Genomic DNA, 19,511 nt, shown 5'->3' with positions numbered 1-19,511 from the left:
CGAGCTCCATGCACGATGCACCGCCCGTCGTCGAGCCACTCGCCGGCGAGAAGGAACCGCTTGCGGCGGGTCTGAAGCAGCGCCATCTGACGATGCTCGGGCTGGGCGGGGTGATCGGCGCCGGGCTCTTCGTGGGCTCGGGCGCCGGGATCGCGGTCGCCGGGCCCGGGATCATCCTGTCCTATCTACTGGCCGGCGGGCTTGCGATGCTGGTCATGCGCATGCTGGGCGAGCTGTCGTCGGCGATGCCCGCGTCGGGCGCCTTCTCGGTGCACGCGGAGCGGGCGCTGGGCCGCTGGGCCGGGTTCTCGGTGGGCTGGCTCTACTGGTTCCTGCTGGTGGTCGTGCTCGCCGTGGAGGCCTCGGCGGCCGCCCGGATCGCCCATGGCTGGGCCCCGGGGGTGCCGCAGTGGGGCTGGGTGCTGCTGTTCATGGTCGTCTTCACTGCTGCCAACCTCGCGGCCGTGAAGAACTTCGGTGAGTTCGAGTTCTGGTTCGCCGCCCTCAAGGTCGGCGCGATCGTGCTCTTCCTCGCCCTGGGCCTTCTTGCGATCTTCGGCGTTCTTCCCGACACCGACGCCGTCGGCATGACGAACCTCACCGGCCAGGGCGGGCTGCTGCCGCACGGCTGGGGCGGTGTGGTCTCCGGTGTGCTGGCCGTCGTCTTCGCCTTCGGCGGCATGGAGGTCCTCACGATCGCGGCCGCCGAGTCCGACGACCCGGCGCGCGCGGTGGGCCGGGCGGTGCGCAGCGCGATGTGGCGCATCCTCTTCTTCTATGTGGGCTCGATGCTCGTCATCGTCACCCTTCTGCCCTGGTCGTCGCTGAAGCCCGGGGAGAGCCCCTACGTGGCGGTGCTGGACCGCATCGGGGTGCCGGCGGCCGGGCAGATCATGAACGTCGTGGTCTTCGTGGCGCTGCTGTCGGCCCTGAACGCCAACCTCTACGGCTCGTCCCGGATGGTCTTCTCGCTCGCCGAGCGGAAGGAGGCCCCCCGCGCGCTGCTGAAGGTCTCGACGGGCGGAGTGCCCCGACGGGCGGTGCTCGCCTCGGTCGCGTTCGGCTTCGCCTCGGTGATTCTCAATCTGAAGTGGCCGGATTCGATCTTCCAGTATCTGCTGAACGCCGTCGGCTCGGTTCTGCTTTTCGTCTGGGGCCTTATCGCCGTTTCCCAGCTTCGGCTGCGCCGGCGGATCGAGCGCGAGACGCCCGAGCGGCTGACCCTGCGGATGTGGTGCTTCCCCTATCTGACCTGGGTCGCGCTGGCCGCGATAGCCGCCGTGCTGGTGCTGATGCTGACCGACGACACGGCGCGTCCGCAGCTGCTGTGGTCGGCGGGCGCGACGGCCGCGGTGGTCGTGGTGGCCCTGCTGCGCGACCTCCGGCAGCGGTCCTCGGCGGCCGCCCGCCGCTGAGGAATTTCGTTTCTGCCGAAATGTCAGTCGCGGAAGGTCACATGTCTGTCTGAATACCGGACAGATGTGTGAAGGGTGTTGTCCTCGGCCAACCTGACCTCCACACTGAGGCAAATTTCCGCTCACACCCAACGGGGCTTTTACGATCATGACTGGTATACCCTCCCCGCCGGCGACCGGCCCCGCCGACGCGATCCCGGACACCCCACCGGGCCCCTCGCTGTCGCACGGACTCAAGCAGCGCCATCTTTCGATGATCGCGCTCGGCGGCGTCATCGGCGCCGGGCTCTTCGTGGGATCCGGCGCGGGCATCGCCGCGGCCGGACCGTCGATCGTGCTCGCGTATGCGGCCTCCGGCATTCTCGTGATGCTCGTGATGCGCATGCTCGGTGAGATGTCCGCGGCCAACCCCGCCTCGGGCAGCTTCTCGGTCCACGCCGAGCGGATGATCGGCCCCTGGGCCGGCTTCACCGCCGGCTGGGTGTTCTGGACCCTGCTGTGCGTCGCCGTCGCCGCCGAGGGCATCGGCGCGGCGGCCATCATGACGAACTGGTTCCCCGGCACGTCCTCCTGGATGTGGGTCGCCCTGTTCATGGTCGTCTTCACCGGCAGCAATCTCGCGGCGGTGAGCAATTTCGGCGAGTTCGAGTTCTGGTTCGCCACCCTCAAGGTCGCCGCGATCGCGGTCTTCCTGGTTCTGGGCATCCTCGCCATCGCGGGCGTCCTCCCCGGCACCCACGCCCCCGGCACGTCCAACCTCACCGGGCAGGGCGGCTTCTTCCCCATGGGCGGCAACGGCCTCGTCGTCGGCCTGCTCGCCTCCGTGTTCGCCTACGGCGGCCTGGAGACGGTGACCATCGCCGCCGCCGAGTCCGAGCACCCGCGCAAGGGCGTGGCGAGCGCGGTCCGCACCGCGATGTGGCGCATCGCCCTGTTCTACGTGGGCTCGCTGCTGGTCGTGGTCACCCTGATCCCCTGGAACGACCCCTCGGTGGCCAAGAGCGGCCCCTACGTCGCCGTCCTCAACCACCTGGACATCCCCGGCGCCGGTCAGATCATGAACGTGGTCGTGTTCATCGCCCTGCTCTCGGCGATGAACGCCAATATCTACGGCTCCTCGCGCATCGCCTTCTCGCTGGTCTCCCGGGGCCAGGGCCCCCGCCGGCTGGGCAAGGTCACCGGCGGGGTGCCGCGCTACGCGGTCATCGCCTCCGCCGCCTTCGGCTACGTCGCCGTGCTGCTCAGCTACTGGTGGCCGGACACCATCTTCAAGTGGCTGCTCAACATGGTCGGCGCGGCCACGCTGGTGGTCTGGTGCTTCATCGCCGTCTCCCAGCTGCGCGGCCGCAAGCGCACCCCGAAGGACCAGCTCCTCGTGAAGATGTGGCTCTTCCCCTACCTCACCTGGGCGGCCATCTTCGGCATCCTCTGCGTACTGGGCCTGATGCTCCGCGAAGAGGACACCCGCATCCAGCTGTACTTCACGGGCGGTCTCACGATCGTGCTCGCGCTGATCGGATACCTGCGGCAGCGGGCGGTGGCCGCGAAGCGCTGACGCGCCGCCGTCCCTTCCGTCATCGAGGCGGGGTAGGTCCTGATCTTCAGGACCTACCCCGCCTCCGTCTTTCGACTGAAGCCCTCCCCCGTTACCGCTCCTGACACATACTTACTGATAGCGTCTACCTGCAAGTAAATTGCAATAAGCAGTCGCGGAGGGCTCGGCATGGCCATCTACACACTTCCTGAACTTCCTTATGACTACTCGGCGCTGGCCCCGGTCATCAGCCCCGAGATCATTGAGCTGCACCACGACAAGCACCACGCGGCGTACGTCAAGGGCGCGAACGACACCCTCGAGCAGCTCGCCGAGGCCCGCGACAAGGACGCGTGGGGCTCCATCAACGGCCTCGAGAAGAGCCTGGCCTTCCACCTCTCCGGCCACATCCTGCACAGCATCTACTGGCAGAACATGACCGGCGACGGCGGCGGCGAGCCGCTCGACAAGGACGGCGTGGGCGAGCTCGCCGACGCCATCGCCGAGTCCTTCGGCTCCTTCGCCAAGTTCAAGGCCCAGCTGACCAAGGCCTCGGCCACCACGCAGGGCTCCGGCTGGGGCGTGCTCGCCTACGAGCCCATCAGCGGCCGTCTGATCGTCGAGCAGGTCTACGACCACCAGGGCAACGTGGGCCAGGGCTCCGTGCCGATCCTGGTCTTCGACGCCTGGGAGCACGCCTTCTACCTTCAGTACAAGAACCAGAAGGTGGACTTCATCGACGCCATGTGGGCCGTCGTCAACTGGCAGGACGTCAACGCGCGCTACCTCGCGGCGAAGGAAAAGGGCAGCTCCATCATCCTGGCGCCCTGAGCCTCGCCCCCCATGACCGCCTGCTCGTGATCGTCTTCTCACCCTTCACGTGGCAGGCACGGTGGAGGCCCCCGCGCGGTCGCATCGCGCGGGGGCCTCTCCCCATTGTTCAGGCGTGGTGCCCGAACGCCTCGCCGGTCACGGCGAACTCCTTCGCCAGGCCTGTCTCGTGCAACCGGGCGAACGGAGTGAAGGGTACGCCCAGCTCCCGTCCCCCGCGGTCGAAGTTCCACGCCTTGTGCACGGCGCAGCGGTAGTCCACGACGGTGGTGCCGTCCACGGCGACCCGGACCGTGCCCGTCAGCCGGAATTCCACGTATCGCAGCGCCAGCCACCAGTCGGGGCTGACGCCGCGGGTGATCAGTACATCGCGCCAGCCGCTGTCGGCCGGGTAGGCGGCGGGGGCGCGGTCCCCCGACGCCGCCCAGCGCTTCAGGGCCTCGGCGCGCCACCGCGTCAGCTGGGCCTCCGTCGCGGCCCGCACGGCGGGCAGGGCGAGCAGCCGCTCGGCGTCGACGCGGTGCGGGGCGCCGGTGCCGCGGAGGTAGTGGCGCAGCATGCCCGCCGCGTTGCGCAGGCCCAGCAGCCGCCACAGGGCGGCGAGGGCGTGGCACGCCAGCAGGGTGAGCAGGTCGTAGGGGCGTACGGACAGCGTGGCGTGGGCGGCGTTGCCGCAGGGGGGCTCGGGGTCGGCCCAGCCGCCGGTGCGGCCGAGGGGCCGGGTGAGGTCGGTCTGGCCCATAGGGGGACATTAATGGAGCCTGGGCCGGGGTGCGCGTTGATCAGCCCCCGGCCCGCCCCGCCGGTCCGTCAGTCGAAGATCGGGCCGACCGTCCGGGTCCGCTTGATCTCGTAGAAGCCCGGTGTCGACGCCACCAGGAGCGTGCCGTCCCAGAGCTTCGCCGCCGCCTCGCCCTTCGGCGCGGGCGTCACGACCGGGCCGAAGAAGGCGACCTCGGCGCCGTCCGGGCCGGGTACGGAGATGATCGGCGTGCCGACGTCCTGGCCGACCTTGTCGATGCCCTCCTTGTGGGAGGCGCGCAGCAGCTTGTCGTACTCGTCCGTGTCCGCCGCGTCCGCGAGCGTGGCGGGCAGGCCCGCGTCCTCCAGGGCGGCGACTATCGTCTCGCGCGTGCGCGGCTGGTCCTGGTTGTGGAAGCGGGTGCCCAGCGCGGTGTAGAGGCGGCCCACGGCCTCGGGGCCGAACTGCTGCTCGGCAGCGACGCACACCCGCACGGGCGCCCAGGCCCAGCCGCCGGGGCGCATCGCGTCGCGGAACTCCTCCGGGAGCTCGTCCAGCCTGTCCTCGTTGAGCACGCCCAGGCTCATCACGTGCCAGCGCACGTCCACGGGCCGGACCTTCTCCACCTCGAGCATCCATCGCGAGGTCATCCAGGCCCACGGGCAGATGGGGTCGAACCAGAAGTCGGCGGTCACTCTCTCCACAGTCACGCGGGTCTCCTCTGAAGCCGGTTGGTCGGCAGCCGGTTGGTCAGTGATTCAACAAGGAGCCGCGTGCCATGATTCCTGGTGTTCGATAAATGGGACGAGTGACGAGACAAAGCCGAGGGAGCCGCGTCGTGCCCGGTGAGAACCTGACCCGTGAGGAAGCCCGCGTCCGCGCCCGGCTGCTGACCGTGGACGCCTATGACGTGGCGCTGGACCTGCGCTCCGCGACCGGCCCGGGCGGCGGCGAGCCGCGGACCTTCCGCTCCGTCGCCACGATCCGCTTCCGCTGCGCCGAGCCGGGCGCCGCGAGCTTCGCGGACCTGGTCGCGCCCGCGGTGACCGCCGTCACCCTCAACGGCCGGGAGCTGGACCCCAAGGAGGTCTTCGACGGCGCCCGCGTCGAGCTCACGGACCTGGCCGAGGAGAACGTGCTGGTCGTGGACGCGCTCTGCGCGTACAGCCGGACCGGTGAGGGGCTGCACCGCTTCGTCGACCCCGAGGACGGCGAGGTCTACCTCTACACCCAGTACGAGCCCGCCGACGCCCGCCGGGTCTTCGCGAACTTCGAGCAGCCCGACCTCAAGGCACCCTTCACCTTCTCGGTGACCGCGCCCGCAGGCTGGACCGTGCTGAGCAACGGCGCGCAGGACGGCGAGGCCGAGCGCGTGGACGACTCCTCGGCCACCTGGCGGTTCGTCCCCACGGAGCCGATCTCCACCTACATCACGGCCGTCGTCGCCGGCCCGTACCACGTCGTCCGCGACCACTACAGCCGCACCCTCGCCGACGGGACCGTCCTCGACATCCCGCTGGGCGCGCTGTGCCGCAAGGGGCTCGCCCCGCACTTCGACCCCGACGAGATCTTCACCGTCACCAAGCAGGGCCTGGACTTCTTCCACGACCACTTCGACTACCCGTACCCCTTCGGGAAGTACGACCAGGCGTTCGTCCCCGAGTACAACATCGGCGCGATGGAGAACCCGGGCTGTGTGACCTTCCGTGAGGAGTTCGTCTTCCGGGGCAAGGTGACGCAGTCGGCCTACGAGCGCCGGGCGAACGTCATCCTCCACGAGATGGCGCACATGTGGTTCGGCGACCTGGTCACCATGGAGTGGTGGGACGACCTGTGGCTCAAGGAGTCGTTCGCCGACTTCATGGGCTCCTTCTCGCTCGTCGAGGCCACCCGCTTCGAGAACGGCTGGGTGTCCTTCGCCAACCAGCGCAAGGCCTGGGCCTACCGCGCCGACCAGCTGCCCTCCACCCACCCGGTCACGGCGGACATCCACGACCTGGAGGACGCCAAGCTCAACTTCGACGGGATCACCTACGCCAAGGGCGCCTCGGTCCTCAAGCAGCTCGTCGCCTATGTGGGCCGCGACGCCTTCCTGGAGGGCGCCCGGCGCTACTTCAAGCGGCACGCCTACGGCAACACCCGTCTGACCGACCTCCTCCAGGTGCTGGAGGAGACCTCGGGCCGGGACCTGGCCGCCTGGTCGCGGTCCTGGCTGGAGACGGCCGGCGTCAATGTTCTGACCCCGCAGGTCACCCATGACTCCACCGGGCGGATCACCGAGCTGGCAGTCCTCCAGGAGGCCAAGGACTCCCACCCCGAGCTCCGCCCCCACCGCCTCGCCGTCGGCCTCTACCGCCGCGAGGAGCCGGGCGGCCCGCTGCTGCGCTACGCCCGCGCCGAGGTCGACGTCACCGGCCCCCGTACGGTCGTGACCGAGCTGGCGGGCGCCGAGCGGCCCGAGCTGATCCTCGTCAACGACGACGACCTCACCTACTGCAAGATCCGCTTCGACGAGGGCTCGCTGGCCACCCTGCGCGAGCACCTGGGCGACCTCACCGACCCGCTGGCGCGGGCCCTGTGCTGGTCGGCGCTGTGGAACCTCACCCGCGACGGGCTGCTGCCCGCCCGTGACTACCTGGAGCTGGTCCAGCGCTTCGCGGGCGCCGAGACCGACATCGGTGTGCTCCAGATGGTGCAGACGTGGGCCACCGGGGCGCTCACCCACTACTCGGTCCCGGCCCGGCGCGAGGGCGCCGGGCGGGAGCTCGCGGGCAGCGCGCTGCGCGAGCTGCGGCTGGCCGAGCCGGGCAGCGGCCACCAGCTGGCCTGGGCGCGGTTCTTCGCCGCCCACGCGGCCGAGGACGGCGACATGCTGATGCTGCGCGGTCTGCTGGACGGCACCGCCAGGATCGACGGGCTGGACGTCGACCAGGAGCTGCGCTGGACGTTCCAGGCGGCGCTGACCTCCCGGGGCGCGGCCGACGAGTCCGCGCTCGCGGCCGAGCTGGCCCGGGACAACACCGCCTCCGGCAAGCGCCACCAGGTGCGGGCGCTGGCCTCCCGGCCGTCCGCGGAGGTCAAGGAGGCGGCGTGGCGGGCGGTCGTGGACTCCGACACGCTCTCCAACGCCCTGGCCGAGGCCACCATCTCGGGCTTCGACCGGCCGGGGCAGCGGGAACTGCTGGCGCCGTTCGCGCCGCGCTACTTCGAGGTGATCGAGCGCGTGTGGCGGGAGCGGTCCATCGAGATCGCCATGGCCGTGGTGCGCGGGCTGTTCCCGGCGCTCCAGGACCGCCCGGAGACCCTGGCCGCCACCGACGCCTGGCTGACGGCGCACCCGGACGCGGCCCCGGCGCTGCGGCGGCTGGTGCTGGAGGCGCGGGACGACCTGGCGCGGGCCCTGCGCGCCCAGGAGTGCGACGCGAACGCGGTTACGGCCTGATCCGACGCAGTTTCGACCCAACACCACCGGCCCGCCGGGCACGTTGTCATGAAGTGACGACGGGCCGGTAACAGCGGTTAGGGGGCGGCCGGGGAGCGGGAATGGCCGGGTCATGAACCCCAACACCCCCCTCTCCCCGCGCCCCCTCCACCACCTCTCCGACGTCCGCCACCGCGTCCTGAGCACACGTCAGCTGCGGGAGCACGGCGTCACCGGGTCCGTCACCGCCGAGCGGTGCCGCCCCGGCGGCCCCTGGCAGCAGCTGCTGCCGGGGGTCTTCCTGCTCCACACGGGCCCCGCCACCAGCGAGGAGCGGCTGCACGCCGCCCTGATGTACACCGTGCCGCGCGACCGGGTGCCCCGGCAGCCCGGCCCGGCCACGGACCGCGACGCCGCGCCCGCCCCCTACGGCCAGGCCATGATCACCGGACCGGCCGCGCTGGCGCTCCACCGCTTCACCTCCGTGCCCTCGCTGCTCTCCCTGGAGCACATCGACGTCCTCGTGCCGCGCACCCGCCGGCTGCGGGCGACGGGCTTCGTCCGGCTGGTCCGGGCGCACACCGTGCCCCGGCCGAAGCTGCTGACGGGCGTGCCCGTCGCCCCGGCCGCCCGGGCGGTGGCCGACACCGTGGCGCGGCTGACCGACCCGCAGGCCGTCCGGCGGCTGCTGGCGGAGGCGGTGCGCGGCGGGCACTGCGAGCCCTCGGCGCTCGTCCGGGAGCTGTCGCGGGCGCGGCTGCTGAGCCGGCCGCACGTGGTGGACGCCGTCGACGCGCTGCTGGCCGAGGGCCGGTCGTTCGCGGAGGGCCGGCTGTACGAGATGGTGCGCGAGCACGCGCTGCCGGCCCCGCTGTGGAACGTCGACCTGCGGCTGCCCGGCGGGCCGTGCCTGGGGGGCGTGGACGCCTACTGGCCGGACCACGGGGTGGCGCTGGAGATCGACGTACGGGCCCCGCGGCAGGAGGGCGAGGTGCCGTGGTCGGAGCCGTCCCGCAAGCGCGAGCACCTGGACCGGCTGGGCATCACGCTGATCCGGCTGACGCCGAGGAAGCTGCGCGACGACGCTGCGCTGGAGCAGCAGGCCGCGGTCGTGCGCACCGCCCTGGTGGCGTCGGCCGACCACGGGCCCACCGCGTACGTGGTGGTGCTGCCGCGGTGACGTGCCGGGCCGGTGGCCGGCGCGTCACCGCGGGGTCGGCGGGGCGGCGGCTCACCGGGTGGAGAGGACCAGCTCGGTGTTGCGGTCGGTGGGCGTCCCGGCGAGGGAGGTGTCCGAGCCGGGGGCGTTGAAGGCCAGCTCGCGGTAGAGGGAGGCCAGGCCCGATTGCGAGAGGTCCTGGAAGTCGGTGCGGTAGGGGGCGTCCGACTCGATGAGCGTGGTGAACAGGGAGATCGTCCCGTCGTGGTTGTCGGTGATCTCGACGATGCGGGCGAGCTGGGGGTAGTCGACGTGGGAGGCCGTCGCGATCTCCCAGAAGGTGCCCCGGGGGCGGATGCGATTGCGGTGGCTGTGGCCGTTGATCCAGGCCAGGACGTTGTTGTGGCGCTGGAGCAGGGCGATCACCTCGTCGCCGCCGTGCCGTTTGTCGCGGGGCCGGCCGGGGTCGGGGACGGTGTTGGTCATGCTCCAGCTCGGGTGATGGCTGAAGATCAGCGCGTACTGGTCCCGATGTTCCGTCAGGGTCCGGTCGAGCCAGTTCAGTTGGTCGGTGCCCAGGGAGCCCTGGTAGTGGCCGCCGGGGTCGGTGGAGTCGACGCTGACACCGATGACCTTCTCGGAGATCTTGAAGGAGTAGTAGAGGGTGCCGGCGTCGAGGTTGGCCTTGGTGTAGCCGTGGCCGACGGGCCCCCGGCCGGCGTGCTGGGGGTCGAGGTGCGCCGCGATGTACTGCCGGGGGGTGAGCGGCGCCCGGCGCGGGTCGGGGGTGATCCTGCGCATCTCCTTCCGGTGCGCCTTGAGCATGGCCTCTATGCGCTTGCCCTTGGGGTCGGAGCCGCCCGCCTCGCCCTGCATCAGGTATTTGGCCTCGTCGGGCGGGACGTACTGGAGCTTGCGGTCGCCGACGCAGACGTCGGCGATGAAGGAGCCAGCCGCCGGGTAGCAGCCGCCGGAGAGCAGGTCGTGGTTGCCGAAGGTGGAGTACCAGGGGACGTTCAGCCCGGGGCTCGTGACCCGTCGGGTGACGGCGTCGAGGTAGCCGTCGATCCTCGGGTAGCCGGCCTGTTTGTCCTGGTCGCGCAGGTCGCCCTCGGGGTGCCAGTAGAGCTTGAGGCCGCTGTTCTGGACGCCCTCGTAGTGCCGGGGGTCGCCGGTGTTGGGGTCCAGCCGGCCGCCGCTGAGGGCGGTGAGGAACCACTCCGCCTCGATCCTGGCGTTCTCGTCCCCGTTGTCCCCCGTGGTGATCACGAACGCGAACGGGGTGCCGGTCACCGGGCCCCGGCGCACCTTGTTGACCCGCTCGACGAGGGAGACCACGCCCGGCAGGGTGAGCGCCTCGTGCGGACGCCAGGCGCCGGGCTCGCCGGAGCGGAAGAACTCGTAGCGCAGCGGGTGCTGTACGTCCGTCAGATGCAGGTCGGTGAACTGCACGAAGGAGGCGAGGGTGGTGCGCCGGTCCTCGCGGCCGCCCTGCGGTGCGGCCAGCTCGGCCCGTACCTGCCGGGGCCAGCCGGGCCCGTCGCCCAGGCGCCGGTAGCCGCCGGTGCCGCGTGGCGCGGCGACGGTGACCAGCGTGGTGCCGGCCCCGGTGGGGGCGGCGGCGGGCTCCGTCGTGGGGGTGCCGGCCTGGGCGGTCGCACTCGCGGTGGCGGTCGCCCGGGCGGCCGGTTCGGGTGGGGGATCGGCCGCCGCGTGACTGTCGCCCGTCCCCAGCCCCAGTCCGGCGGCCGTGGTGACGGCGCCCGCGGCGGCCAGGAAGGCACGGCGGTCGAACTGCGACTCTGCGGTTCTGCGGGATCTGCGGTGCATGGCGGTCTCCCCGGGTGCGAACGCGAAGGCGAGCGGTCTGGCGTGCGGGCTGCGGTCCCCGTCGTCAAGGATCGTTGGCAGCCCGGATGACCTGGGCGTGAACAGGGCCGCAACGGTCGCCGCCGGTCACATCGCATGGATCTTGGCTACTGCGAACTGACATACACCACTCGTCCCCTGGCGTACTGACGCTCACTCAGCGTTCACCCGCGTGGGAACCCTTGAGCCGCCCTTGGCCGCAGTCTTTTAGTCCGTTTGTCCTACAGGCGCCGAGTCGAGGAAGGGCGCCGACCGCTTCATGGCCCTCCGTCCCGCTTCATCCCACATGGCATGTGGCGGGTTTACGCCATCTTTATATTCCTGCCCTGGCAACTCTCCCCAAACCCGCATCACTTCCATAAAAGTGATCGCTCATCCGGCTCCGATTTTCGGACGCCGCGTCGTGGTGCCCAGCGTTGTGCACTCTCCGTTCATTTTGCTGTCGCCTCATCACTTCCATTCCAGGGATGCCCATGACCACCCCCACCCCCGACGCCCCGATCGCGCCGGGCGGCGCGAGACGCGCGGCCCGAATAGCCCTCGCGGCCTCCCTCGTGGCCGCCCTCACCGCCGCGGGTGCCGCGCCCGCCTTCGCGGACGACCCGAAGCCGGCCCCGGGCCCGGCGAAGTCCGCTTCGGACAAGCTCGGTTCGCACGACGCGGGCCTGCTCGCCAAGGCCAAGGCCGAGGGCGACAAGACCGTCACCATGATGATCGCCACGGCGCCCGGCCAGACCGGGCAGGTCGCCGCGAAGCTGGACGCGATCAAGGGCGCCTCGGTGGGCCAGGCGTACGACAAGCTCGGCTACGTCCGGGCGACCGTCCCCACCGCCAAGGCCGACGCCGCCATCGACGAGGCCAAGAAGCTGGCCTCGGTGCACGGCATCGACCTCAAGCAGGAGATCCCCCTCCCGGACCCCACCCCGCGCGGCGATGTCGCGCAGGGGGCGCCGAAGCTCGCCGGGGGCAAGAAGTACCCGGCCCCCGGCAAGGACACCCCGGCGAAGAACCCGTACCAGCCTGCCTTCGAGACCGGTGCCGTCGACTTCGTCAAGGACCACCCCAAGGCCGACGGCCGGGGCGTGACCATCGGCATCCTGGACTCCGGCATCGACCTCGGGCACCCGGCGCTCCAGCGGACCAGCACCGGCGAGCGCAAGATCGTCGACTGGGTCACCTCGACCGACCCCCTGACGGACGCCGACGGCACCTGGCTGCCGATGACCCAGGACGTCTCGGGCCCGAGCTTCTCCGTAGGCGGCCGCACCTACACCGCGCCCGGCACGGGCACGTACCAGGTGGCCCTCTTCAAGGAGAGCGTCACCGCCGGCGGCGACATGAAGGGCGACCTCAACCGGGACGGCGACACCACCGACTCCTGGGCGGTCCTCTACGACAAGGACAAGGGCACCGTCCGGGTCGACCTCGACGACGACGGCAACTTCGGGAACGACGAGGAGATGAAGCCGTACAAGGACGGCTTCCAGGTCGGGTACTTCGGCAAGGACGACCCCGCCACCCCGATCGCCGAGCGCATCCCCTTCGTCGTGCAGATCCGCAAGGACGTGCCGATGGACCCGAAGGGCGGCGACTGGGCCGGCAAGAAGGCCGACTTCGTCAGCATCGGCCTCATCGAGTCCGAGCACGGCACCCACGTCGCGGGCATCACGGCCGCCAACGGCCTCTTCGGCGGGAAGATGAACGGCGCGGCGCCCGGCGCCAAGCTCGTCTCCTCCCGGGCCTGCACCTGGTCGGGCGGCTGCACCAACGTGGCGCTCACCGAGGGCATGATCGACCTCGTCGTCAACCGCGGCGTGGACATCGTCAACATGTCGATCGGCGGTCTGCCGGCGCTCAACGACGGCAACAACGCCCGCTCCGAGCTCTACACCCGGCTCATCGACACCTATGGCGTCCAGCTGGTGATCTCCGCGGGCAACAGCGGCCCCGGCGCCAACACCATCGGCGACCCCGGTCTGGCCGACAAGGTCATCAGCGTCGGCGCGTCCGTCTCCAAGGAGACCTGGGCCGCCAACTACGGCTCCGAGGTGAAGACCCCGTACGCGATGATGCCCTTCTCCTCGCGCGGCCCGCGCGAGGACGGCGGCTTCACCCCGACGATCACCGCCCCGGGCGCCTCCATCAACACCACCCCGACCTGGGAGCCCGGCGCCCCCGTCGCCGAGTCCGGCTACGACCTGCCGCCCGGCTACGGCATGCTCCAGGGCACCTCGATGGCCTCCCCGCAGGCCGCGGGTGCCTCGGCGCTGCTGATCTCCGCCGCTAAGCAGAAGAAGACGAAGCTCACCCCGGCCGATCTGCGCACGGCGCTCACCAGCACCGCGAAGAAGATCAAGGGCGCCCAGGCCTATGAGCAGGGCTCCGGCCTCATCGACATCGTCGAGGCGTGGGAGGCGATCCGCGAGGGCGCGACCGCCCATGACTACACGGTCAAGGCCCCCGTCTCCACCGTGCTCTCCGGCGCGCTGAAGACCCCCGGCTTCGGCACCGGCCTCTACGACCGCGAGGGCGGCCTCAAGGCCGGCGAGAGCCGCACGTACGACATCACCGTCACCCGTACCTCCGGCCCGGACAAGCCCGTGTGGCACGAGCTGGAGTGGAAGACCAACGACGGCACGTTCTCGCTGGTCGGTGACGACGAGGTCAAGCTGCCGCTGAACAAGCCGGTCACCGTCAAGGTCCGGGCCAAGGCGAAGACCGCGGGCATCCACAGCGCGATCCTCAACGTGAACGACGACCGCACCGAGGGCGTCGACAAGCAGATCATGACGACCGTCGTGGTCGCCGAGCCGCTCGACCGGCCGTCGTACGTGGTGAAGAAGACGGCCACCGCCACGCGCAACGCGTCCACGTCGTACTTCGTGACCGTGCCCAAGGGCGCCAAGACCCTTGAGGTGGCGATGGGCGGCCTGGCCGCCGGCAGCCAGACCCGGTTCATCGCGATCGACTCCTCCGGCGTACCGGTCGACCCCTCCTCCACGGTCAACTGCTACCCGAACTACAAGAACCCGGCCAACACCTGCCGCCCGGACCTGCGGACCTACGCCAACCCGCTGCCCGGCGTCTGGGAGATCGAGGTCGAGTCCCGCCGCACCTCCCCGCTGCTGGACAACCCCTACACCCTGACTGCCTCGGCGCTCGGCACCACCTTCGAGCCGGCGGTCCAGACCGTCCCCGAGGCCAAGGTCGGCACGCCGGTCACCGTCTCCTGGAAGGCCACCAACGGCTTCGCGGCCCTGGACGGCAGCCTCAAGGGCGGCCGGCTGGGCTCCTCGAAGATCACCCGTCCGGTGATCAAGCAGGGTGAGAAGCAGACCACCACGGTCACCCTCGGCGAGGGCGTCACCCGCTTCGAGGCCGCGATCGGCGGCACCGCCGACCCCAAGGCCGACCTGGACCTGACCGTCCTCAAGGACGGCAAGGTCGTCGGCTCCTCCACCAGCGGCGGCTCGAACGAGCTGGTCACCCTGGCCAAGCCCGCCGCCGGCGAGTACACGGTCGAGGTCAGCGGCTACTCCGTCCCGGCGGGCAGCACCGCCTACGACTACCGCGACGTCTACTTCGCCCCGTCCCTGGGCGAGATCAAGACCACCGCGGACCCGGTCAAGCTCGACGCGGGCCGGTCCGCCCAGCTCACGGCCCAGGTCGTGGTCGCCGGCGCGGCTCCCGAGGGCCGCTCCTTCTTCGGCGACGTCCAGCTGGTCAACGCGGCCGGGTCGGTCGCGGGGACCGGCAGCGTGAAGATCGAGAAGGTTCTGCCGTAACCCTTCGGGGATCCATACCCTTCGGGGATCCATGGCAGACGGGGCGGGCGTCCACGGGGGCGCCCGCCCCGTTCGAGTGACGTGGACCGCAAGCCCGTGCATCGCCAGACCCGACGACTATCGTGATGGCATGAGCGTATTCACGGTGCGTATACCAGATGAGCTCGACGTCGAAGTGCGCAAGGCCGCAGCCGACTCAGGGCTGTCCCTCAACGCCTACATGGTGCGCACTCTCCAGCGTCAGATGATCAAGGAAGCGGCAGAGGCCCAGATGGCCATCGGCGGCGTTCTCCTCGTTGACATCGATGAGGACGCCGACCCTGCGGAGGACATCCTTTGAAGCGCGGATCCGTCTGGGAACTCTCACGGGCCAACCGCACGTGTACCGTCCTGGTGCTCTCGATCGATGAGGCCAATGCCACCTATCAGGCGGCGGTGTGCCTGCTCCTCCATCCGGCAGGCATCTATCCCGACACCCTCATGTCCGTCCCCATCTCCGACCCCGTGGAGGCGGTGGCTGTGCCGGTGAACCTCAGCCAGTTCGCCGCGCACCGGTTCGAGACCGGCAAGCTGCTGGGCGAGGTTCCCCCGGACGCACTGGCGCGCGTCGAGCGCATGGTGCGATCCGTCCTGGAGCTCTGATCGGCCAGAGGATGGGAAGGCGGCCACCGGTGTGCCCTGACGAGTTCCGCGCGGCGGTCCGGGCGGCGTTGCGACGCTGCCCGGACCGAGCCGCCCGCCTCGATGAACTCGAGAGAGATTCCGCCCGTGCGGCCACGTACGAAGAAGCACGCGCCGCCGCTTTGGAGATCGCGGGCCTTTTGGACTCGGCCATGACCGAGGTCATGGCCGAGTCCCACATCACACGGTCCACCTGATCATCCCGCCCCTCGGACAATCGATTGGACTTATGGGGCGGGTGGCACCGCATGATGGGAACCGTACGAACCACGCCAGCCGTCGTAGAACGCACGTGCTGAATGCGAGTAGGGAGTCCTCGTGAGGATCGGAATCGTCGGAGCGACCGGCCAGGTCGGCGGAGTCATGCGCAAGATCCTCGCCGATCGTAAATTCCCGGTCCACACGCTGCGGCTGTTCGCCTCGGCCCGCTCCGCCGGTACGACCCTGCCCTGGGAGGGCACGGAGATCACCGTCGAGGACGCGGCCACGGCCGACTACTCCGGTCTGGACATCGTGCTCTTCTCCGCCGGTGGCGCCACCTCCAGGGCGCTGGCCGAGAAGGTCGCCGCGCAGGGCGCCGTCGTGATCGACAACTCCTCCGCGTGGCGTCGTGACCCCGAGGTGCCGCTGGTCGTCTCCGAGGTCAACCCGGAGGCGATCGCGAACCGCCCCAAGGGCATCATCGCCAACCCGAACTGCACCACGATGGCCGCCATGCCGGTCCTCAAGCCGCTGCACGAGGAGGCGGGGCTGACCGCCCTGATCGCCACCACCTACCAGGCGGTCTCCGGCTCCGGCGTGGCCGGTGTGGCCGAGCTCGACGGGCAGGTGCGCGCGGCCGCCGGCAAGGCGACCGAGCTAGCCCACGACGGCGAGGCCGTGGACTTCCCCGCCCCGGGCGTCTACAAGCGCACCATCGCCTTCAACGTGCTGCCCCTGGCCGGCGCGATCGTCGACGACGGCAGCTTCGAGACCGACGAGGAGCAGAAGCTCCGTCACGAGTCCCGCAAGATCCTGGGCATCCCGGAGCTCAAGGTGTCCGGCACCTGCGTCCGCGTCCCGGTCTTCTCCGGCCACTCCCTCCAGGTCAACGCCCGCTTCGAGCGGCCGATCGGCGTCGAGCGCGCCTACGAGCTGCTGGGGGCCGCCCCGGGCGTCGAGCTGTCCGAGATCCCGACCCCGCTCCAGGCGGCCGGCAAGGACGCCTCCTACGTCGGCCGCATCCGCGTCGACGAGACCGTCGAGCACGGCCTGGCGCTGTTCCTCTCCAACGACAACCTCCGCAAGGGCGCCGCGCTGAACGCCGTCCAGATCGCGGAGCTGGTCGCCGAGGAGCTGCGCGGCTGACGCCGGGCGTACGCGGGACGAAGGGGCGGGCCGTCACGGCCCGCCCCTTCGTTCATCCGCCGTCAGCGTACGGACCGCGACGTCCCGGGCACGGCGTGGAAGGATGGCCGGAAAATCGCGATGTGAAGGAGATGTCCAGGTGCCCGGTACGAATCTGACCCGCGAAGAGGCACAGGAGCGGGCGCGGCTGCTCAGCGTGGACTCGTACGAGGTCGAGCTCGACCTCTCCGGTGCCCAGGACGGCGGCACCTACCGGTCCGTGACGACCGTGCGCTTCGACTCCGCCGGGGCGGGCGCGGAGTCCTTCATCGACCTGGTCGCCCCCACGGTGCACGAGGTCGTCCTGAACGGCACCGCGCTGGCCGCGGCCGACGTCTTCAAGGACAGCCGCATCGCACTGCCGGGCCTCGCCGCCGGGCGCAACGAGCTGAAGGTCGTCGCCGACTGCGCGTACACCAACACCGGCGAGGGCCTCCACCGCTTCGTGGACCCGGTCGACCAGCAGGCCTATCTGTACACCCAGTTCGAGGTGCCGGACGCCCGCCGGGTCTTCGCCTCCTTCGAGCAGCCCGACCTGAAGGCGACGTTCCGGTTCACCGTGAAGGCCCCCGAGGGCTGGACGGTCATCTCGAACTCCCCCACCCCCGAGAGCCCCGCGGACAACGTCTGGCGCTTCGAGCCGACCCCGCGCATCTCGACGTACATCACCGCGCTGATCGCCGGCCCGTACCACTCGGTGCACAGCACCTACGAGAAGGACGGCCAGACCGTCCCGCTGGGCATCTACTGCCGCCCCTCGCTCGCCGAGTTCCTGGACGCGGACGCGATCTTCGAGGTGACACGGCAGGGCTTCGACTGGTTCCAGGAGAAGTTCGACTACGCCTACCCCTTCGCCAAGTACGACCAGCTCTTCGTGCCGGAGTTCAACGCCGGCGCCATGGAGAACGCGGGCGCGGTCACCATCCGCGACCAGTACGTCTTCCGCTCGAAGGTCACGGACGCCGCGTACGAGGTGCGGGCCGAGACGATCCTCCACGAGCTGGCCCACATGTGGTTCGGCGACCTGGTCACCATGGAGTGGTGGAACGACCTCTGGCTGAACGAGTCGTTCGCCACGTACACCTCCATCGCCTGCCAGGCCTACGCGCCCGGCAGCAAGTGGCCCCACTCGTGGACCACGTTCGCCAACTCCATGAAGACCTGGGCCTACCGGCAGGACCAGCTGCCCTCGACCCACCCGATCATGGCGGAGATCCGCGACCTGGACGACGTCCTGGTCAACTTCGACGGCATCACCTACGCCAAGGGCGCGTCCGTCCTCAAGCAGCTCGTCGCCTACGTCGGCATGGACGCCTTCTTCCAGGGCGTGCAGGCCTACTTCAAGGCCCACGCCTACGGCAACACCCGGCTGTCCGACCTGCTGGGCGCCCTGGAGAAGACCTCCGGCCGCGACCTCTCGGCCTGGTCGAGGAAGTGGCTGGAGACGGCCGGCATCAACATCCTGCGGCCCGAGATCACCACGGACGCCGCCGGTGTCATCACCGCCTTCGCCGTCCGCCAGGAGGCCCCGGCCCTGCCCACCGGCGCCAAGGGCGAGCCCACGCTGCGCCCGCACCGCATCGCGATCGGCTTCTACGCGCTGGAGGACGGCAAGCTCGTCCGTCAGGAGCGCGTCGAGCTGGACGTCGACGGCGCCCTGACCGACGTCCCGCAGCTGGTCGGCAAGGCCCGCCCGGCGGTCGTGCTGCTCAACGACGACGACCTGTCGTACGCCAAGGTGCGCCTGGACGCCGAGTCCCTGGCGACCGTCACCCAGCACCTGGGCGACTTCGCCGAGTCCCTCCCCCGCGCCCTGTGCTGGGCCTCGGCCTGGGACATGACCCGCGACGGCGAGATGGCCACCCGCGACTACCTGGACCTGGTCCTCTCGGGCATCGCCAAGGAGTCGGACATCGGCGTGGTCCAGTCCCTCCAGCGCCAGGTCAAGACCGCCCTGGAGCTCTACGCGTCCCCGGCCTGGCGCGAGACGGGCCTGGCCAAGTGGACCGAGGCGGCGCTCACGCACCTGCGCGCGGCCACGCCGGGCAGCGACCACCAGCTCGCCTGGGCCCGCGCCTTCGCCGCCACCGCCCGCACCGACGCGCAGCTGGACCTGCTCGCCGGGCTGCTGGACGGCACCGAGACCGTCGAGGGCCTGGCCGTCGACACCGACCTGCGCTGGGACCTCCTCGGCCGGCTGGCCGCGACGGGCCGCGCCGGCGAGAAGGCCATCGCCGCCGAGCTGGAGCGCGACAGGACGTCGGCGGGCGAGGAGCACGCCGCGTGGGCCCGGGCCGCCCGCCCGACGGCCGAGGCCAAGGCCGAGGCCTGGGCGTCGGTCGTCGAGTCCGACAAGCTGCCCAACGCGGTCCAGGAGTCGGTCATCGGCGGCTTCCAGCAGGCCGACCAGCGCGAGCTCCTCGCGTCGTACGCGGAGCGGTACTTCTCGGTGGTCAAGGCCGTCTGGGACAAGCGCAGCCACGAGATGGCGCAGCAGATCGCGGTCGGGCTGTACCCGGCCCTCCAGGTCTCCCAGGAGACGCTGGACGCGACGGACGCGTGGCTGGCCTCGGCCGAGCCGAACGCCGCCCTGCGGCGGCTGGTGACCGAGTCCCGTGCCGGGGTCGAGCGTGCGCTCAAGGCGCAGGCGGCGGACGCGGCGGCGACGGCGTAATCCGCGCTGACGCG

13 protein-coding genes are annotated in these 19,511 nt (G+C 70.7%); 10 read left to right on the top strand and 3 right to left on the bottom strand.

Annotated features, from left to right (window positions below; genetic code table 11):
* Positions 1-8 precede the first annotated feature (8 nt).
* The 3 genes from AB0E98_RS24575 (at position 9) to AB0E98_RS24565 (ending at position 3,780) form a co-directional block, all read left to right on the top strand.
* On the top strand, positions 9-1,415 hold the full coding sequence (locus tag AB0E98_RS24575; protein WP_361706273.1) for an amino acid permease: 1,407 nt from the start codon (positions 9-11) through the stop codon (positions 1,413-1,415).
* A gap of 253 nt (positions 1,416-1,668) precedes the next feature.
* Positions 1,669-2,970, top strand: a complete 1,302-nt coding sequence (locus tag AB0E98_RS24570) for an amino acid permease (protein WP_361706460.1) — start codon at positions 1,669-1,671, stop codon at positions 2,968-2,970.
* A 168-nt stretch (positions 2,971-3,138) separates the two neighbouring features.
* Positions 3,139-3,780, top strand: a complete 642-nt coding sequence (locus AB0E98_RS24565) for a superoxide dismutase (RefSeq protein WP_361706270.1) — start codon at positions 3,139-3,141, stop codon at positions 3,778-3,780.
* A 109-nt stretch (positions 3,781-3,889) separates the two neighbouring features.
* Here the strand turns inward: AB0E98_RS24565 and AB0E98_RS24560 are convergent, their stop codons facing one another.
* On the bottom strand, positions 3,890-4,522 hold the full coding sequence (locus tag AB0E98_RS24560; protein ID WP_361706268.1) for a hypothetical protein: 633 nt from the start codon (positions 4,520-4,522) through the stop codon (positions 3,890-3,892).
* Between the two features lie 68 nt (positions 4,523-4,590).
* Positions 4,591-5,232: a DsbA family protein gene (locus tag AB0E98_RS24555; protein WP_361706266.1), complete on the bottom strand. Its 642-nt coding sequence runs from the start codon at positions 5,230-5,232 to the stop codon at positions 4,591-4,593.
* Between the two features lie 128 nt (positions 5,233-5,360).
* On the opposite strand from AB0E98_RS24555, the gene pepN (AB0E98_RS24550) reads away from it, so the two are divergent.
* Complete coding sequence (pepN, locus tag AB0E98_RS24550) at positions 5,361-7,964, top strand: aminopeptidase N (protein WP_361706263.1); 2,604 nt, start codon at positions 5,361-5,363, stop codon at positions 7,962-7,964.
* 112 nt (positions 7,965-8,076) lie between these two features.
* Positions 8,077-9,123, top strand: coding sequence for a hypothetical protein (locus AB0E98_RS24545; protein ID WP_361706260.1), 1,047 nt, complete (start codon positions 8,077-8,079; stop codon positions 9,121-9,123).
* Between the two features lie 51 nt (positions 9,124-9,174).
* On the opposite strand, the gene AB0E98_RS24540 is transcribed toward AB0E98_RS24545, so the two are convergent.
* A complete protein-coding gene (locus AB0E98_RS24540) occupies positions 9,175-10,932 on the bottom strand; it encodes a TIGR03767 family metallophosphoesterase (RefSeq protein WP_361706258.1) in 1,758 nt (585 codons plus the stop codon).
* Between the two features lie 512 nt (positions 10,933-11,444).
* Here AB0E98_RS24540 and AB0E98_RS24535 point away from each other — a divergent pair.
* From AB0E98_RS24535 to pepN (AB0E98_RS24515), 5 genes are all read left to right on the top strand, one after another.
* Positions 11,445-14,756 (top strand): S8 family serine peptidase, encoded by a 3,312-nt coding sequence (locus AB0E98_RS24535; RefSeq protein WP_361706255.1) that lies wholly within the window; start codon positions 11,445-11,447, stop codon positions 14,754-14,756.
* A gap of 130 nt (positions 14,757-14,886) precedes the next feature.
* Positions 14,887-15,096, top strand: a complete 210-nt coding sequence (locus AB0E98_RS24530; RefSeq protein ID WP_361706254.1) for a toxin-antitoxin system HicB family antitoxin — start codon at positions 14,887-14,889, stop codon at positions 15,094-15,096.
* A gap of 53 nt (positions 15,097-15,149) precedes the next feature.
* On the top strand, positions 15,150-15,398 hold the full coding sequence (locus AB0E98_RS24525; RefSeq protein WP_361706253.1) for a hypothetical protein: 249 nt from the start codon (positions 15,150-15,152) through the stop codon (positions 15,396-15,398).
* Between the two features lie 357 nt (positions 15,399-15,755).
* Positions 15,756-16,784, top strand: coding sequence for an aspartate-semialdehyde dehydrogenase (locus tag AB0E98_RS24520; RefSeq protein WP_361706250.1), 1,029 nt, complete (start codon positions 15,756-15,758; stop codon positions 16,782-16,784).
* A 139-nt stretch (positions 16,785-16,923) separates the two neighbouring features.
* Positions 16,924-19,497, top strand: a complete 2,574-nt coding sequence (gene pepN / locus AB0E98_RS24515; protein ID WP_361706248.1) for an aminopeptidase N — start codon at positions 16,924-16,926, stop codon at positions 19,495-19,497.
* Positions 19,498-19,511: the final 14 nt, after the last annotated feature.

This window comes from Streptomyces sp. NPDC037389 (assembly GCF_040636475.1).
Classification (GTDB): domain Bacteria; phylum Actinomycetota; class Actinomycetes; order Streptomycetales; family Streptomycetaceae; genus Streptomyces; species Streptomyces hesseae.
Note: the sequence above shows the minus strand (reverse complement) of the source record. Positions and strands in the feature narration are given on the sequence as shown.

Bases quoted from the DNA above. Each gene is read 5' to 3' on its own strand.
- AB0E98_RS24535 (WP_361706255.1), top strand. From the start codon at position 11,445: ATGACCACCCCCACCCCCGACGCCCCGATCGCGCCGGGCGGCGCGAGA.
- AB0E98_RS24545 (WP_361706260.1), top strand. From the start codon at position 8,077: ATGAACCCCAACACCCCCCTCTCCCCGCGCCCCCTCCACCACCTCTCC.
- AB0E98_RS24575 (WP_361706273.1), top strand. From the start codon at position 9: ATGCACGATGCACCGCCCGTCGTCGAGCCACTCGCCGGCGAGAAGGAA.
- AB0E98_RS24570 (WP_361706460.1), top strand. From the start codon at position 1,669: ATGATCGCGCTCGGCGGCGTCATCGGCGCCGGGCTCTTCGTGGGATCC.
- AB0E98_RS24530 (WP_361706254.1), top strand. From the start codon at position 14,887: ATGAGCGTATTCACGGTGCGTATACCAGATGAGCTCGACGTCGAAGTG.
- AB0E98_RS24540 (WP_361706258.1), bottom strand. From the start codon at position 10,932: ATGCACCGCAGATCCCGCAGAACCGCAGAGTCGCAGTTCGACCGCCGT.
- AB0E98_RS24560 (WP_361706268.1), bottom strand. From the start codon at position 4,522: ATGGGCCAGACCGACCTCACCCGGCCCCTCGGCCGCACCGGCGGCTGG.
- AB0E98_RS24565 (WP_361706270.1), top strand. From the start codon at position 3,139: ATGGCCATCTACACACTTCCTGAACTTCCTTATGACTACTCGGCGCTG.